Annotated in this window: 11 protein-coding genes and 1 tRNA gene; 6 read left to right on the top strand and 6 right to left on the bottom strand. The window is 60.2% G+C overall.

What is annotated here, in order from left to right:
* Nucleotides 1–361: 361 nt before the first annotated feature.
* Together AB6B39_RS00515 and AB6B39_RS00510 are read right to left on the bottom strand one after the other, a co-directional pair.
* Nucleotides 362–1,624, bottom strand: a complete 1,263-nt coding sequence (locus AB6B39_RS00515) for a hypothetical protein (RefSeq protein ID WP_284371966.1) — start codon at nucleotides 1,622–1,624, stop codon at nucleotides 362–364.
* An 8-nt stretch (nucleotides 1,625–1,632) separates the two neighbouring features.
* Complete coding sequence (locus AB6B39_RS00510) at nucleotides 1,633–3,078, bottom strand: helix-turn-helix domain-containing protein (RefSeq protein WP_284371968.1); 1,446 nt, start codon at nucleotides 3,076–3,078, stop codon at nucleotides 1,633–1,635.
* A 155-nt stretch (nucleotides 3,079–3,233) separates the two neighbouring features.
* Here AB6B39_RS00510 and aceB point away from each other — a divergent pair, with 155 nt between their 5' ends.
* From aceB to AB6B39_RS00495, 3 genes are all read left to right on the top strand, one after another.
* The gene (aceB, locus tag AB6B39_RS00505; RefSeq protein WP_284371970.1) at nucleotides 3,234–4,880 is read left to right on the top strand and encodes a malate synthase A; all 1,647 of its coding nucleotides are present in this window, start codon (nucleotides 3,234–3,236) and stop codon (nucleotides 4,878–4,880) included.
* Between the two features lies 1 nt (nucleotide 4,881).
* On the top strand, nucleotides 4,882–6,477 hold the full coding sequence (locus tag AB6B39_RS00500; protein ID WP_284371972.1) for an isocitrate lyase: 1,596 nt from the start codon (nucleotides 4,882–4,884) through the stop codon (nucleotides 6,475–6,477).
* 130 nt (nucleotides 6,478–6,607) lie between these two features.
* Nucleotides 6,608–7,045 carry a DUF3052 domain-containing protein gene (locus AB6B39_RS00495; protein ID WP_284371974.1) on the top strand — a complete coding sequence of 146 codons (438 nt, stop codon included), beginning with the start codon at nucleotides 6,608–6,610 and terminating at the stop codon, nucleotides 7,043–7,045.
* A 390-nt stretch (nucleotides 7,046–7,435) separates the two neighbouring features.
* Here AB6B39_RS00495 and AB6B39_RS00490 read toward each other — a convergent pair whose 3' ends face one another.
* Both AB6B39_RS00490 and AB6B39_RS00485 read right to left on the bottom strand, forming a co-directional pair.
* The gene (locus AB6B39_RS00490; RefSeq protein ID WP_284371976.1) at nucleotides 7,436–7,984 is read right to left on the bottom strand and encodes a hypothetical protein; all 549 of its coding nucleotides are present in this window, start codon (nucleotides 7,982–7,984) and stop codon (nucleotides 7,436–7,438) included.
* A gap of 84 nt (nucleotides 7,985–8,068) precedes the next feature.
* The gene (locus AB6B39_RS00485) at nucleotides 8,069–9,169 is read right to left on the bottom strand and encodes an esterase-like activity of phytase family protein (RefSeq protein ID WP_284371978.1); all 1,101 of its coding nucleotides are present in this window, start codon (nucleotides 9,167–9,169) and stop codon (nucleotides 8,069–8,071) included.
* A gap of 111 nt (nucleotides 9,170–9,280) precedes the next feature.
* On the opposite strand from AB6B39_RS00485, the gene AB6B39_RS00480 reads away from it, so the two are divergent.
* The 3 genes from AB6B39_RS00480 to AB6B39_RS00470 all read left to right on the top strand — a co-directional run bounded on the left by AB6B39_RS00480 (nucleotide 9,281) and on the right by AB6B39_RS00470 (nucleotide 13,461).
* Nucleotides 9,281–9,355 (top strand) — tRNA-Gly (locus AB6B39_RS00480).
* A gap of 297 nt (nucleotides 9,356–9,652) precedes the next feature.
* Nucleotides 9,653–11,344 (top strand): DUF885 domain-containing protein, encoded by a 1,692-nt coding sequence (locus tag AB6B39_RS00475; protein WP_284371981.1) that lies wholly within the window; start codon nucleotides 9,653–9,655, stop codon nucleotides 11,342–11,344.
* Between the two features lie 107 nt (nucleotides 11,345–11,451).
* Nucleotides 11,452–13,461 (top strand): TIR domain-containing protein, encoded by a 2,010-nt coding sequence (locus tag AB6B39_RS00470; protein ID WP_284371985.1) that lies wholly within the window; start codon nucleotides 11,452–11,454, stop codon nucleotides 13,459–13,461.
* Nucleotides 13,462–13,506: 45 nt separating this feature from the next.
* On the opposite strand, the gene AB6B39_RS00465 is transcribed toward AB6B39_RS00470, so the two are convergent.
* Together AB6B39_RS00465 and AB6B39_RS00460 are read right to left on the bottom strand one after the other, a co-directional pair.
* Nucleotides 13,507–14,466 (bottom strand): PilZ domain-containing protein, encoded by a 960-nt coding sequence (locus tag AB6B39_RS00465; protein ID WP_284371987.1) that lies wholly within the window; start codon nucleotides 14,464–14,466, stop codon nucleotides 13,507–13,509.
* A 118-nt stretch (nucleotides 14,467–14,584) separates the two neighbouring features.
* Complete coding sequence (locus tag AB6B39_RS00460; RefSeq protein WP_284371989.1) at nucleotides 14,585–16,150, bottom strand: leucyl aminopeptidase family protein; 1,566 nt, start codon at nucleotides 16,148–16,150, stop codon at nucleotides 14,585–14,587.
* Between the last annotated feature and the right edge of the window lie 36 nt (nucleotides 16,151–16,186).

Below are 16,186 nucleotides of genomic sequence, written 5' to 3'. Positions count from 1 at the left end.
TGGACATTTTTGCCATTATTTCTATTAGCCATGCCAAACGATTCCGAGGAGAGACAGTTGTTGTGAAGGTTTCAAATGATGCGCGCGGGAGCGCCCACGACATAAAAGTCATTTATTATGAATGACTTAGGGGTTGCGATGAGACGTAGTCGCACGAGGTTGCCCAAGTATTGGACAAAGCTGCCACAATCCATTTTTTTCATTTTTCAATTTTTGCCAATGCAATCCACTCTGCATCTATCATTATAAAATCGAGTGATGCGTGGACCCCAATCGTGAAATTCGTTCAACTAAAGGTAGTTACATCGCTATTTGAGTTTCAAACAAGGATTGCGTCGCACTTGGACGCAGTCGTCTCACTTCATCTCGGAAAGCGTGTAGGGTAAAGATGGGCCAAATAAGAATTCATGGCCTGCTTAGGGGAGATAAGAGGCAGTTTGAGGTCTGATAAACAGCGGTCCCAAACAACAGAGACGCTAGTGATAGGTTTTCCGATATGATGTTTCGATGGGCTGGGAAAACAATAGGGGCTATCGCCGATACAATTGGAGGCACGGTCGCGGGCCTTTATAAGTGTATCAAATGTGGTTTGCGATAACCGGTATGTTGATCGCCAGCCTGTCCCGTAAATCCAGTCGATAAAGAATCGCTCGCCTTCATTTCTCTTCGGTCTAAGAAAATCAAAGCCTTTCATCTGATCCCAGCGTGCACTCATCACCTTTGAGAGGGGCGGTGTAGCTGCGAGGAAATAGAAACGAAGGCAAAGTGCCTGCTGCCACAGATCGTCGGTGTCCTCCAGATATTGGAACAAGTCTTGCCATCCTTGTTCACCATCAGTCATAAAGTCGACAGATTTGACTTTCGGAGGCCCAAGCTTAGCCATTCTGTATCGACTAAGCTTGCCATGGACTCCATGCTGTTGACAGAATTCAACTAATCTACCGAGAAAACCTCGGAGTATTTTCAGATTTGATATGGAAGGCGCTTGATCGAGTATTTGCCGAACATCTTCCAGATCGACGTTAATGATCAATTTGGCTTTCAGGTCTTCAGGGACATAGTGATCAAAGACTTTATCAAGCCTATCGATATATTGTTGGGAGATGCCTTGGGTCTTGAGATTGAGGATGACAATATCGCGGACCCTGGCGAGTGAGTAGCTCTCGATCCGTTTCCGGATAATGTCTTGCTGATAAGCCTCCTCCTCGTCCAAAGTCATGAAGGTGAAACGTTTATATTCCGCGTCCCCGATGAATTTTCGTCCCCTGACCTTGTCGATCTCATCCTGTGCCCAGCGTCTTGCATGTTCGATAAGGTCACCGAGCGTTATGGAGTCATAGGGTAGTCGCGTTCTTTCTCCGCCATCCGGAGCTTGATCGAACCAATGATCCCAATGCCGCTCGTCCCATACGTCATAATGAGCTCGATAGGTCTCGAAGGTTTTACGGGTCGGGTGACCGTTCTCACCCTTGAAGCGCAGGGCATAAGCTTTTCCAATAGTTCCATAAGATCGACGCCATATTCGTAGCCCGAAGCCTTTGATCTTGGTGTCAGCGATCCAACGCTCTGTCCCAATGGATAAATCAGCTTCATCTACAACAGACTGTGTCAGAAGGGTCTTCACACCAATACTCACCCCTCCTTCCCAATCGCAAACTGGCCCAGACCTCTCGCGCGATCATCGTGGATCGCGTCACGTCCGAGCGGGGGGTGGGCGCGTTGGGGGCAGGCGTCGCGGTCGCACAGATAGCAGTTCGGGCCGATCGGCATGGGCGCGCCGGACAGGCCCCCTGTCAGCCAGTCCGAATAGACGAGGCGGCTGGCGTGGCTCATGTCGCAGCCCAGGCCGATGACGAAGCTCTGCGCGGGTTCGCTCGACGTGCCGCCGGCGCGGGTGACACGGCGCGCGATCGTCAGATAGCGGTCGCCCTTTTCACCTTTCGGAGCGGGCATCTCCACGCATTGCACGATCGGCCGGTCGGGTGAGGCGAAGGCTTCGTGAATGGCCCAGCGCGGACAGAGCCCGCCAAAGCGCGGAAAGACGAACCGTCCCTGACTGAACCGTTTGGACAGGTTTCCGGCAATATCGAGACGCACGAAGAAGAGCGGGACGCCGCGCGCGCCGCTGCGATTGAGCGTGGTCAGACGGTGCGCGACCTGCTCGGCGCTTGTTCCGAAGCGATGGGCGAGCGCGTCCATATCGTAGCGCAGATCCTCCGCCGCCTTGAGGAAGGCCCCGTAGGGCATCAGCAGGGCGGCGGCGAAATAATTGGCCAGCGTCGTGCGCAGCAGGCGCTCGGCGTCCCGGTTGGGCAGCTTGGCATCCGCGACGATCCGGTCGATCATGTCGCCTTCTTCCAGCAGCGCCAGCCGGGCGGCGACCTGAAAGCGCCGCGACGCGTCCGGCAGCAGTTCGGACAGGTTCAGCCGCCCGCTATGGCGGTCGAAATAGCGCAGCATATTCGGCAATAGATCATAAGGCAGAACCCGGACCAGGATCTTGTGCGATCTGAGCCGGGCGCGCAGGTCCGCCATCGGTTCGCCCCGCCGCAAATTCATCCTATCGTTGAGCGCTTCGGCGGCCCGGTCCAGCGGGTCGAAATAATTGCGGGCCCGGTAGAGTACGTCCTGGATCAGATCGGTCGCAGGCACGCTGTCGCGCAACGTGCTGGCGGCTTCGTCCGCGCCTTCGTCACGCAGCATCCGGCGCGACAGTTCCGTATGACGCTGATGCAGATTGACGAGCGCGCGGGCCGTGGCGGGACTGGCCCCAACCACATCTTCGACTTCGGATTTGGGCACACGCTCCTTGCCCAGCGCCGGATCGCGGAGCGCACTGAACAACTCGCCGACCAGCTGCCGGTCCGTGCCGGATGTCAGGTCCGACAGATCGATCTCATAGGTCTCGGACAGTTTCAGCAGGACCTTGGCCGACATGGCGCGCTGATTGCGCTCCATCAGATTGAGGTAGGACCCGCTAATGCCGAGATCCTCCGCCATGCGGGTCTGGGTCAGACCCAACTGCGTTCGCAATCTTCGCAGTCGCGGACCGATCAGAAGTTTTTCAGTCTTGGCCATGGCTGTTCTCACGCGTGCTGTGATCCGGTCGATCTATTGCAATCTTTTCTATTTGACAGATTTTGACTTTACAAACTCAACAAAGCAACCTCCATTTTACAGACACGTACAAAAATCTTCGCTAGCCGACGCTCGAACCTTTCAAGGAGAGTGTCATGAACGCACCCGTCACAGCCCCGTCTCAGCCCATTCCGCGTCACCGCGTGCTGGCCAAGGTGGTCGGTCCTGCGTCAGGACAGGCGGTCCCGGAGATCGACCGCGTTCTGACGCCTGACGCGTTGCTCTTTCTCGCGGATCTCGAACGCCGCTTCGGGCCACAGCGCAAAATCCTGCTGGCTGATCGCCAGCTGCGTCAGGACCGGTTCGACGATGGCGAGCTGCCCACCGTTCCGCTGGAAACGCAGCATATCCGCAATAGTGTCTGGGAAGTCGATCCGGCCCCGGCGGCCCTGACCGACCGCCGCGTCGAGATCACCGGGCCCGTCTCCCGCAAGATGATGATCAACGCGTTCAATAGCGGCGCGACCCAGTTCATGGCGGATTTCGAAGATGCCAGCAGCCCGACCTTCGCCAATATGATCGAGGGTCAGGCGAACATGATCGATTACACGGCGGGCGATCTGACGCTGGAAACGGACAGCAAGTCCTATGCGTTGGGGGACGATCCGGCGACGCTTCTGGTCCGTCCGCGCGGCCTGCATCTGGAGGAGCGCAACGTCACGGTGGACGGTCTGCCGATGAGCGCATCCCTGTTCGATTTCGGCCTGCACATTTTCCATAACGGCAAGGCGCTTGCCGCTGACGGTCGCGGTCCGTTCTTCTATCTGCCAAAGCTGGAGAGCTATCAGGAAGCGCGCCTGTGGAACGATGTGTTCAACTTCGCTCAGGCCGCGCTGGGGCTGGAGAACGGCACGATCAAGGCGACCGTGCTGATCGAAACCCTGCCTGCCGCCTTCCAGATGGAAGAAATCCTCTATGTCATGCGGCGCCATATTACGGGGCTGAACTGCGGACGCTGGGATTATATCTTCAGCTACATCAAGACGCTGCGGAACCATAAGCAGTTCCTGCTGCCGGACCGCGCGCAGGTCGGCATGGACCGTGATTTCCTGCGGGCCTACAGCTTGCGTCTGATCGAAACTTGCCATCGCCGTGGCGCGCACGCCATGGGCGGGATGGCTGCGCAGATTCCGGTCAAGAACGACGCGGCAGCCAATGAGGCAGCCTTTGCCAAGATCAAAGCCGACAAGGACCGCGAAGTCCGCGCCGGTCATGACGGGACCTGGGTCGCGCATCCGGCCATGGTCGCCACGGCGCGGGCGGCATTCGATGCCCACATGCCCAGCAAGCACCAGATCCGGAAGCAGCGGCAGAATCCGCGTATCAGCGACGCGGCCATGCTCGAACCGCATGACGGCACCATCACGGAAGCGGGTCTGCGCACCAATATCGAAGTCGGCATTCGCTATATCGCCGCCTGGCTGTCGGGCCGGGGCGCGGTCCCGATCCACGGTTTGATGGAAGATGCGGCGACAGCCGAGATCAGCCGCACGCAGGTCTGGCAGTGGCTGCGCCACGGGGCGGATGTGCAGATGGCCGACGGCAAGACGGAACGCATGAGCAGCACGCTCTATCAGCGCATTTTCGACGCCGTGTTCGACGCGCTGCAGGCCGAACTGGGCCGTGACGCCTTCATCACCGGCCGCTTCCCCGAGGCTGCGCGCCTCTTCACCCAGACGGCCACGTCCGCGGACCTGCCCGAATTTCTGACACTTTCCGCCTACGACATCTTGGAGACATAAGATGAGCTATACGCAGACACTGAACGACATCACCGTCCGCTACCCGAACGGTGTGCCCGGCGGCATCGACATTGAAGATATCGCCCAGTTGAAAATCCAGAACACCTATGAAACCCATCTGGACATCGCCAAGGCGATGGCCACGCTGATGCGACAAGACATGGCCCGCTACGACGCGGATAGCAGCCAATTCACCCAGTCGCTCGGCTGCTGGTCCGGCTTTCATGCCATGCAGATGATGCGGGCGATTAAGCGCCAGAAGGGGACGCTCGATCGCGCCTATGTCTATCTCTCCGGCTGGATGGTGGCGGGGCTGCGCAACAGTTTCGGCCATCTGCCGGATCAGAGCATGCACGAAAAGACGGCGGTGACCGACCTGATCAACGAGATCTATACCTCGCTTCGCCAAGCGGACGAGGTCGATCTGAACGATCTCTTCGCCGAGCTGAAAGCCGCGGAAGACGAGGTTTCGCGACAGGCCGTCATTGCGAAGATTGACGGATTCGAGTCCTATGTCAGGCCCATCATCGCCGACATTGATGCCGGTTTTGGCAACGTCCACGCGACCTATCTGCTCGCCAAGGAACTGATCAAGGCGGGGGCCTGCTGCATCCAGATCGAGAACCAGGTGTCGGACGCCAAACAGTGCGGCCACCAGGACGGCAAGGTCACGGTCCCGCGCGAGGACTTCATAGAGAAGCTGCGCGCCGTGCGTATGGCGTTCGAAGAACTCGGTGTGCATGACGGTGTTATCGTTGCGCGGACCGACAGTCTCGGTGCCGGCCTGACGCAGAAAATCCCCGTTTCCAATGAGCCAGGCGACCATGCGGCAGAATATACCAAATGGCTCGACGCCACGCCGGTTGAAAGCCTGAGCGATCTGGAAGAGGGCGACGTCGCGATCCGTCTCGGTGATGCGCTGGTCAAGCCGACGCGGCTGCCTAATGGCCTCTACAAGTTCAAGCCCGATACGGGTGAGGATCGCGTGGTCGAGGACTGTATCGCAGCGCTCAACGATGGCGGGGCGGACCTGCTCTGGATCGAAACGGCCACGCCCAATGTCGCGCAGATCGCCGGCATGGTGAACCGCGTTCGCGAAGCCGCGCCGCACGCCAAGCTGACCTACAACAACTCGCCCAGCTTCAACTGGACGCTGAACCTGCGCAAGCAGGTGCGCGAAGACTGGATCGCGGACGGCAAAATCCACGAAAGCAGCTATCCGGAAGCGGAATTGATGAGCGCGCGTTTCGACGAAGACCCGCTGGGTATCGAAGCCGATGCCCGTCTGCAGGCCTTCCAGACCGACATTGCCCGTGAAGCCGGGGTTTTCCACAATCTCATCACTCTGCCAACCTTCCATATGGACGCGCTCGGCATGGATCGGCTGTCTGAGGGCTATTATGGCGACGAGAAGATGCTGGCTTACGTGAAAAACGTGCAGCGCGCGGAAATCCGCGGCGGCGTCAGCGCGGTCAAGCACCAGCACGAAGTCGGCTCCGACCTGGGCGATACATTCAAGGAAATGACCGGCGGCGACCGCGCGCTGAAAGCTGGCGGGGCCCACAACACCATGAACCAGTTCGCCAACGTCGCCTGAGCGACATCAGGTTGAGGGGTCGCATCCTCGCGACCGATGACCTTCTATCCCCGGCCAGTGGCCGGGGATTTCCTTTTGCTGACTCATCGCCTCTTCACGGCTAAGCTGCCCCCGACGAAAGGGGAGGTCGATGACGGATAAAATGTGCAGCCGGAATGACGGGCGGAGCCAGAGCTATTCCGGCACGCCACTCTTCAGGAAACTCGGTCTGAAGCCGGGCCTGACCTGCCTGTCGATCGGTGCGCCTCCGCATTACCGTGATCTCGTCGAGGGCGCGGAAGATGTCGCCTTCCGGGTCCGCGCCAGACAGGCCGATATCGTCCATCTCTTCTGTCCGGACCGCAAAACGCTGAACCGGAAAATTCACGCCGCTCTGGACAAGGTCGGGCCCGGTGGATCGCTCTGGGTTTCTTGGCCAAAAAAATCCTCCCCTTTGCACAAGGACCTGACCGAAGGCGATCTTCGTACGGTGATCCTGCCGACAGGCTGGGTCGACGTCAAAGTCTGCGCCGTTGACGCCGACTGGTCAGCATTGAAATTCATGCGCCGGAAAGTTCCTGAAAGCTGACGTGAGTTAGCGGGGCGGCGATGACAGATGAGCGCGAACAGAATTGCGGTCCCTTCATGCCTTCATCCTCCGACTTGATCGGTGGGGCCATCTCCTGACTTTGCGTCTGGCCGAGAGGGGCGGCGGGAGCGGGTTGTGGCAACCGGGTGGGGGCACTGGATAGGCGGCATTCAATCCCCGCTCCGCACAAACCCAATCCCCGCCTAAAACCATGCCTCGTGTCGCCTTTGACATGTAGGGATCAGATCAAGTCTGATGCCGGAGACCGCCTCAGGTTGGAGAATGGCACCTGCCTGCAGACCAGTCCGTTAAAGCCACCGTCCCGGCCATCAATGCCTGGGAGAGATGAGAAAGTCGGGGGAAGCGGGTCGGCGCGCGAGGATCGCTGACTTATTCGGCTTGGCGCTTATAGATGCCAGTAAACCAGGGCATCCATTGATCGGCTGTCGCTGAATATTGTTCGAAACTCTGTTCGACCGTGCCGTCATCGCGCAGCGTCCATCGACCGCGAAAGGGGCCGTTATTGTCGGGATTGGCAGCATAGGCGATACGGCCTTCCAGAACCATGGCCCCACTCTCATCAAGCCCGCCGGAATAGTCGATGGTGAAGGCAGCCGAGACCCAGACCTGACGCCACTGGCCGCTATCGCGGTCGACGAAATTATAGCTCTGTCCCGTGCCGCCGCCTGCGCCCGTCCAGCGTTCCACCAGCAGGCAGCCGCCTTCTTCGGCGGTGATCCGGTTGACGCCCGCCACCTGACCATTGGGTCCGGTCACGTCCCAGTTGCCGATCCAGAAGTCGAAATCGCGGAACGGAGCGTCGGTGCAGGCGGGGTGAAAGGCGGGTTCCGTGGCCGTATCGTCGGCCCGGGCCGCGGGCGCCACAAAAAGAGCCAGGGTCATGAGGGCCGGCAGGCCAATCTGTCTGAGCAAGGTCATGGTCACCATCCTATCAGGATCAGCAGGACTTTGCGAGGTCCCTGTCGCGCCGATACGGCCCGGCATGAAAGACAGGTCGAAGGATTAGCGGTCCGGATGATCGCTGGCCGGATCGCGGTCAATCTCCAGCGCATAGAGCAGCGTCTGTTGCCGGTCGGAGAAATTATCGTCAGCGATGATATAGGCGCGCAGCCCGGTCTGCGTCTCCGTCAGGACGACGCCTTCGAAATTATCGACCGTGAGCGGCGGGAAGAGGCGGAGGCTCGGCAGGGACAGATCACCGCCAAACTGCAGGATGGACCGGTTGCCGCGCTCCCGCTCATAGGCCCGCAGCAGGCGGACGGAGACCTGATGGCCGGTTGTGAGCTGCAGATGATCCATGCCGACCAGACGAAAGCCCGGCTCCAGAGCGGGCGCGTCTACCGGACCGGACAGGGCGACCGTGCCGTCGTGCAGCACCTGTCCCGTGACCATGCGCCCGTCACGAGGCTGTTCATAGCCGACCTGCAGATGCCCTGCCGGGTCGAGCGTGATGGCTTCCGGTCCGGCATTGGCGCGGACGCGCACGCGATCGAAGCGCTTTGGCGGCTTCGCAATCAGGACGCCGCGTGCCTGCGCACCGCAACGGTCCAGCGCAAAGGCCAGAATGCGGAAATTGCGTTCGAAACTGACAAGCGCCAGTCCGTCGCGAACGTCCAGCCCTTCGGCGTCCGCTGTCAGCTTGCCTGGACGGATCAGCGGGTTGGCAAACCGCATGGGCGCGATCCCGGCAGAGCCGTTGGGCATGCCGTCCGTCATCCCGATGTGCACGAACCGGCCCGTATCGGACACGGCAAGCAGGTCGCCATCATTGAGGACGCTCAGGCCCGACAGTCCGCCAAAGACGTTCTCGCTGGAAGTCAGTGCCCACGTGCCCGCGATGCGAACGTCGTCCGGCAGGGTCGCGCCATGCGTCGACACGTCTCGAATATGGAGTGGCAAGGGCGTGAACGCCGTGTCGGCTGATGGGGGTATTGACGCCGCTTCTGACGTCGCCTGGCATGAGCGGTCGCGCAGATCATCGGCATGGCGATCGAAACGCCAGGCATCAGGATTATCTGGGGCAGCCTGAGCGGACGCTGCCATGGCAAGCAGGGGAATGGCGAGGAAACGGCGAAATTTCAGGAGGGTTTTTGGTGGGAACATACGACAATCCCTAGACCAGAATGATGGCGCCGTCATGACAGCGAACGGCACACAGATCCGGCCGCCATATCGCTTGCTCCGGTGCGGTGTCTCCCATAAGCAAGCCGCGCGGCGGGCGTAGCTCAGGGGTAGAGCGTCAGCTTCCCAAGCTGAATGTCGTGGGTTCGAATCCCATCGCCCGCTCCAATTTTCTATTCCTCAAGGCTGCGCGCTCCTTTGTCATGGGCGCAAGCCTCGGCCTTCTTCCGGACCTGTCTAGGGTCCCGATTATCAGTCCAGTCTGACCTTGAAACTTATCGCTTACATCGGGGTCGATTGATTTGTTACTGTAGGCAAAACAGAGGACCCATGATGATGCCGTATCGTTTGACATTAAAATCTGTGATCAGTGTTGGGGCCGCCGCTCTAGTCATGGCGTGTAGCGCACCAACGGACACCTCCCAGAGCGCACAGCAGACACCGCCACACGATTCCTCAGCCATCATGAGCGATGCAGATGCGCGTTTCGAAGGGCTGCTGGAAGCGCACTGGGATTGGACGCTGTCCACTGCGCCGACATTTGCGACCTCCCTTGGCGTTCGGGATTATGACGACAGGCTGAGCGACCCCTCCCTTGAAGCCTATGACGTGCAGGTTGAGCGGCAAAAGGAGTTTCTGGCCCAGTTTGAAGCGATCGACCCCGCAGGGCTGAGCCCCGACAATCAGCTGAACCTGCAGCTTATCCAACTCGAGCTCGAAAGCGCGATCGAAGCCGCCTCATATGGCGGGCGCTATATGGCCATGACCAATCGTGCCGGACCGCATACGGTGATTACTGGCATGGTCAGCCGCCTGCCGTTTCGCACGCCCGCCGATTATGACAGCTACCTTGCGCGGCTCGCCGCCGCACCCGACTATCTGGCGAAAGCCACGGGCCGGTTGCGGTCCGGCATCGAGGCCGGGTGGGTCCAACCCTGCGCGCCCATGGCCGGCTATGAGGCTTCCATTCGCGCGCATATCGTCGATGATATCAATGAGAGCGTGATGATGGATGCGTTCGACACGCGCCCGACGGGCGTGAATCCGGAGGCCTTCGCCGCCTATCGACAACGCGCTGAAACGCTGATCACCGACGCTGTGATTCCGGGTCTGGAAGCGTTCGAGCGGTTCTATCTGGACGAGTACGCGCCGAACTGTCGCACCGATGTGGGCCTGTCGTCGATCGAGGGTGGGGCCGACTATTATGACTATCTGGCCAAGATGTTCACCACGACCGAACTCACACCGGACGCGATTCATCAGATCGGCCTTTCCGAAGTGGCGCGTATTCGCGCGGAGATGGACGCGGTCCAGCAAGAGGCGGGTTTCGACGGCACGTTCAAAGCATTTCAGGATTTCCTGCGGACCAGCCCGGAATTCTATCCCAAGACCGCACAGGAGCGTATGGATGCGGCGGCGGTCATACTGAAGAAAATGGATGGGAAACTGCCGGAACTGTTCACCAAGTTTCCGCGCATGCCTTACGGCATCAAGGAAATCCCGCTGGACGTAGCCGAAAAGACGACGACCGCCTATTATAGTCGTCCGGCAGGCGACGGGTCGCGGGCAGGTTTCTATTATATCAACACGACCAATCTAGACAAACGACCGCTCTACGAAATGGAAGCGCTGTCGCTGCATGAGGCCGTGCCTGGCCATCACTTCCAGATTGCCTTGTCGCAGGAATTGACGCTGCCCAACTTCCGTAAATATGGCGGGTTCACGGCCTTCATCGAAGGGTGGGGCCTTTATTCCGAACGTCTCGGTCTGGACGTTGGGTTCTATGAGACGCCCTACACCAATTTCGGGCGGCTCTCTTACGAGATGTGGCGAGCCTGTCGTCTGGTCGTCGACACGGGCATGCATTCGATGGGGTGGACGCGGGAGGAAGCGGTCAACTACATGATCGACAATACGGGCCTCTCGGTCAAAAACATCAACAATGAAGTCGATCGCTACATCACCCGCCCGGGCCAGGCCCTGGCCTACAAGATTGGTGAGTTGAAAATACGTGAGCTGCGCGCCTTGGCCGAAGCCGAGTTGGGCGACGGCTTCGACATCCGCCTCTTCCACGACACTGTGCTGGAAAACGGTGCCGTGCCGTTGTCCGTGCTCGAAGAGAAAGTCAAAGCCTGGGTCGAAACGCAAAAGCCCTAAGGCGGCGCTGAAGCAGTCGGGCTGTCGCCGATGGCAGTACATCAGATTCAGACTGGTCAGGCCTGTCGTCTCGATCTAGTCTGAAGGCCGGGTCGCGCGGATAATCTATGGCTGATGAAACGGACAGGGACGGGGAGGACGAAATTGTCCGGCCCAGAATATTCCTGAGCTATACGCGTGCAGAGCAGGATATCGCTCGGACCATCGTGTCGCTTCTCGAGGGGGCAGGGTTCGACGTCTGGTGGGACGATTTGCTCGAAGGCGGCGACACCTATCTGCCAACGACAGAGGCGGCCCTCGAAGCCGCGGACTGTGTGGTCGTTCTCTGGTCCGAACTGTCCGTGAATTCGAATTGGGTCCGGGACGAAGCGCAATTCGGCCGGGAGCAGAACCGTCTGGTCCCGCTGTCACTTGACGGGACCATGGCCCCGCTGGGCTTTCGTCAAATCCAGATGATCGATATTCAGGGCTGGACGGGCGATGCGCAGAGCCGTGAAGGCGAGCGGATTATCGCTGCAGTCAGAGCCCAGGCACAGGCTGGGGATGACGAAGACGCCATGCAGCGTAACGCCGTCTCGGGTGTGGCTGCCGCTACGGCGCGCATGCCCCGGCCCGGTCCGACGCACCGGCCTGCCCTATCGCGACGGGCGCTTCTGGCTGGCGGTGTTGTCGCAGGCAGTGGGGCCCTTGCTTTCGGCGCGTGGCAATTGAAGCTGTTCGGGTCCCCGACCGAGGATACGGTCTCGATGGCGGTGCTTCGCTTTGCCAATCTGACGGGTGATGCGGATCAGGCCTGGTTCTCGGATGGACTGTCGGGTGAATTGCGTCGTGCGCTGGCCCGCAATCCGCTGCTGCGCGTTTCCGCGCCGACATCCTCGACCGCGATGGCGGATGCGGACGAGTTCGAGATCGGCCGCCTTCTGGGCGTCAAGAATATATTGCGTGGCAGCGTACAGCGGTCCGGGACAGTGATGCGTATTTCGACGGAGCTGGTACAGGTTGCTGACGGGCTGATCCGGTGGGCAGAAAGCTATGACCGTACACTGGACGATGTGCTCGCCGTTCAGTCCGAAATTGCCGACTCCGTTGCGACGGCGCTTATCGCGCAAATCGTCAGCGAGGATGAAGTGCGCAAAACGCTGGATCAGCAAAAGGAGGTCGGCGGCACTGGAAATGTCGCCGCTTACGAAGCTTATCTGCGTGGACTGGCATTCTACGATCTGTCGTCCGGTGAAGAGAGTGATCGGGCCGCGTTGGCCCAGTTCGATGCGGCGATTGCGGCCGATCCCGCCTTTGCGTCGGCCTGGGCCATGCGGGCGATCATGCTGTCCGGCATCGCCAACTGGACAAGCGGCGCCGAAGCCGTCGCTGATCTGTTCAAGCAGTCCATGGCGTCAGCCCAACGCTCGATCGAGCTCGAACCAAACCTTGTCCGGGGCCATCTCGCGCTGGCATTTGCATTCAACAGTGGCCGGCTTGATCGTTCTGCCGCCTATCCGCACTATGCAAAAGCGCAGGCCCTCGCGCCGGGCGACGCAGACACGCTGCGCTCTGTAGCAATTTTCTATGCTTACGGTGATCAAGCCGATCAGGCCGTGTCCATCATCGACAAGGTGCTGGAGCTTGATCCGCTTAATGCCCGCGCTTTCCGCTCAGCCGCGTTCATCGCATTGCTTGCCCGTGATTACGATCTGACCATCAGGAGGGTCGAGCAAGCCTTGGCTCTCAACCCGACGCTGGCCAGCGCCTACTATGCCATGGCGTGCGCCTATCATGCGAAAGGCGACTGGGCTGAGGCGCATGCCGCATTTGAGAAGGAACCTGTGCCTCTGTTCAGTCGGGTCGGCCAGGCGATTACATTGGACAAACGCGCGGGACGAACTGCCGCGCAGCCCGTCTATGATGCGATCGTCTCGGAATATGGCGACTCAAGCCTGTATCAGCAGGCGCAGATCCTGGCCCAGTGGGGCGAGAGCGACGCGGCCATCACCGTGCTGCAGCGCGCCTTCGCCGAATCTGACCCGGGCGTGTTGCTGGCCACAAACGACGTAATGCTCGATCCCATTCGCAATCGCCCGGAATTCGGTCCCCTGATCGCAACGCTGGCGGGGCAATAGGCCGGTCACGCCACTCATCGGGAACCCGCCATGCTGCCCTGACAGTCAGGCGTTTTGACCGGCTCCCATAACGGCACTCAACGTGTCGGGATCGATCGGTCGGTCGAACTGGATTCCGGCATAGCTGGCATTCTGCCAGCGTATATGGCCGAGGATCCAGCGACCTGCGAGTTGGACGTTCAGCCGTTTATGGGAGTTGATCGCGCCGCCATGGTCGAGCTTCATGCCATTCATCGAAATGTCGACGATGATCATGTCGCGTCGCGTCTGATCAAGAAGGACGCTGGCCGGGCTCTGCAGGACGCGCCGGGCTTCGCGGGTCTGATAGTTGGCCGCCCAGCGCCGCCAATAGATGAAGGCCGGCAGCGCCAGCAGAGCGAGGATCATGCCGAAAAACACGGCGAGGTCGCCCTTGAACAGAACGCCTGGGCGGAATCGCGGTCCCTGATAGCCATCCACGGAAGGCAGTGTGCGCTGCTGGTCTGCCAGCGCCTCGCCCGATCCGGCCAGCGAGCCGGGCGTCAGCTTGATCTCGCGAATATTGTCATCCCCCGCCATCGGCGTGGCCGCCATGAACTGATCGGCCTGAAAGGTGGAGTCGAATTCGACTTGGCTGCAGTCGCCGTCCTCATCCAGCGTTGCCAGACTGCGGGCGAAGGCGGGGCTGAGGCTGTTGCCGAACAGGGTCGATGCCATGTCGCGGCGCCCGCTTCTGGCAGCGGCCAGTGCCGCTTCGAGCGTGACGGCATATTCGCCGATCTTAGCCTGATCTTCCGGCGCGGCGCCGCCTAGCGGATTATTGGGTTGGCTCATTTCGGCAATCAGCATTTCCAGGCGCAGCAGGTTACGCTGATAGATGACGTCGTCGGTACTGGTCTGCAGCTGTCGCACGATCGCCGCCGAATTCCAGACCGCATCGATACTGTCGCAATCGATCCTGGCCTGCGCGGTTCCAGCGCTGCCAGCCGCGATCAGGGCGGCAAGAATGGTGCATCGGGCGAACATGGTGCAGGGACCATGAAGGCGGTCGGTTAAAATAACCCTTAGGGCGGCCCGCGCCGCGCCTGTTCAAAGGGTCAACCGGCCGGAACCGATTGACTTTATCCATGTCGTGACGGGGCGCCTACTTGCCGGCCTCATGGTCCCGGATCACCTGGTCCATGAAGCGCACGCCCCAGCCGGCATGGCCCTTGGGCGTTGTCGGCGTCCCGCTATCCAGCCAGTCGACACCGGCAATATCCAGATGGACCCAGGGCTGATCGTCATCGACAAATGTGCCGACAACGGCGGCCCCGATCGATGCACCGGGGTTGCCGGCTGTCGACTTGATGTCGGCAATATCGGAATGGATCTGCTTGAAATGGTTCGGATGCAGCGGCAGCGGCCAGACATCCTCGCCCGCGCGCGCGCCCACATCCATCATGGTCTCTGCCAGATCCCAGTCGCGCGTGATCATGGCACCATATTCATCGCCCATGGCACGAGCGGCAGAGCCCGTCAGCGTTGCGATATTGATCAGTAGTTCGGGATCATATTTGTCCTGCGCATAGGCCACGGCGTCGGCCAGCAGGAGGCGGCCTTCCGCATCCGTGCTCATCACCTCGATGGTCGTGCCATTATAGGTGGTTAGCACATCCCCCGGACGAATGGCACGACTGCCCGGCATATTCTCGGCCAGCGGCATCACGCCGACGACATTCACATCGGCCCCGCGCTTGGCCGTGGCCAACACGGTCCCTGCGACGGCTGCCGCGCCCGACAGATCCGACTTCATCAGCCACTGGCCCGTATTAGGTTTCAGGCTGATACCGCCCGTGTCAAACGTGATGCCCTTGCCGACAAGCGCGATCGGGGCGTCGCCTGCATCGCCGCCGCGATAGTCCAGGATCATCAGACGCGGATCATGGACCGAGCCTTGGCCGACGCCCAGAATGCCGCCCATGCCTTCACGTTGCAAATCGCGCAATTCCAGGACCGTGACGCGCAGATTGGATATGCCCCGCGCTTCGGCGCGCACACGGCTGACGAAGGATTCCGGATAGATCGCCATGCCGGGCTCCGTGCCCATGTCGCGGGTCAGGGTCACGCCCGCCACGAGCGCATCATAGTCGCGCTCCATCATGGCCCTGTCGGCGTCGGCATCCGTACCGACGATCATGACCTTGCGGTCGTCATTGGGCGGGGAGACCTCGCCTTTCACGCCTGTCATCCCTGTTTTGTAGGTCCGGAACGAATAGTCACCGAGGCCGTAGCCGAGCGCGATTTCCGCGCCGGGGCGCGTGGCAGTCGTATCAAGCTCGCCCAGAATGACTGCCAATGTCTCATCACCCGGAACGTTCGAAGTATGGCCGCCCAGATCATGCAGCTGACGGCGGGATAGCGGCTCGTCACCGGTCCCGATCACGGTGACCGCCTTGAAAGTGCCGATCCCGTAAAAGGTTTTCTGCGCGCCGAACGTACCGTCAAAACCGGACCCGGCCATGGCCCGCTTCAACGCGGCGATATCGGTGTCGTTCATCAGCGCGCCGACATCGGGCAAGGTCGTCTCAGTATCGACAAACAGCGCTACATTATCGGCATCGACCTGCGCCAGTGTCACGAACCCGACACTGTCAGCGGCCAGTGCGGCGGGAGCCGTGGTGAGCGCGAGCGCGACCGCGAAACTGGCGACGCGGAATGGATTTGTCATAATGGGTCTCCTTGCAGGGATCAGCAGATATATGGA

The sequence above is a fragment of the Algimonas porphyrae genome, from assembly GCF_041429795.1.
Classification (GTDB): domain Bacteria; phylum Pseudomonadota; class Alphaproteobacteria; order Caulobacterales; family Maricaulaceae; genus Litorimonas; species Litorimonas porphyrae.
This window is presented reverse-complemented; position numbering and strand designations above follow the sequence as displayed.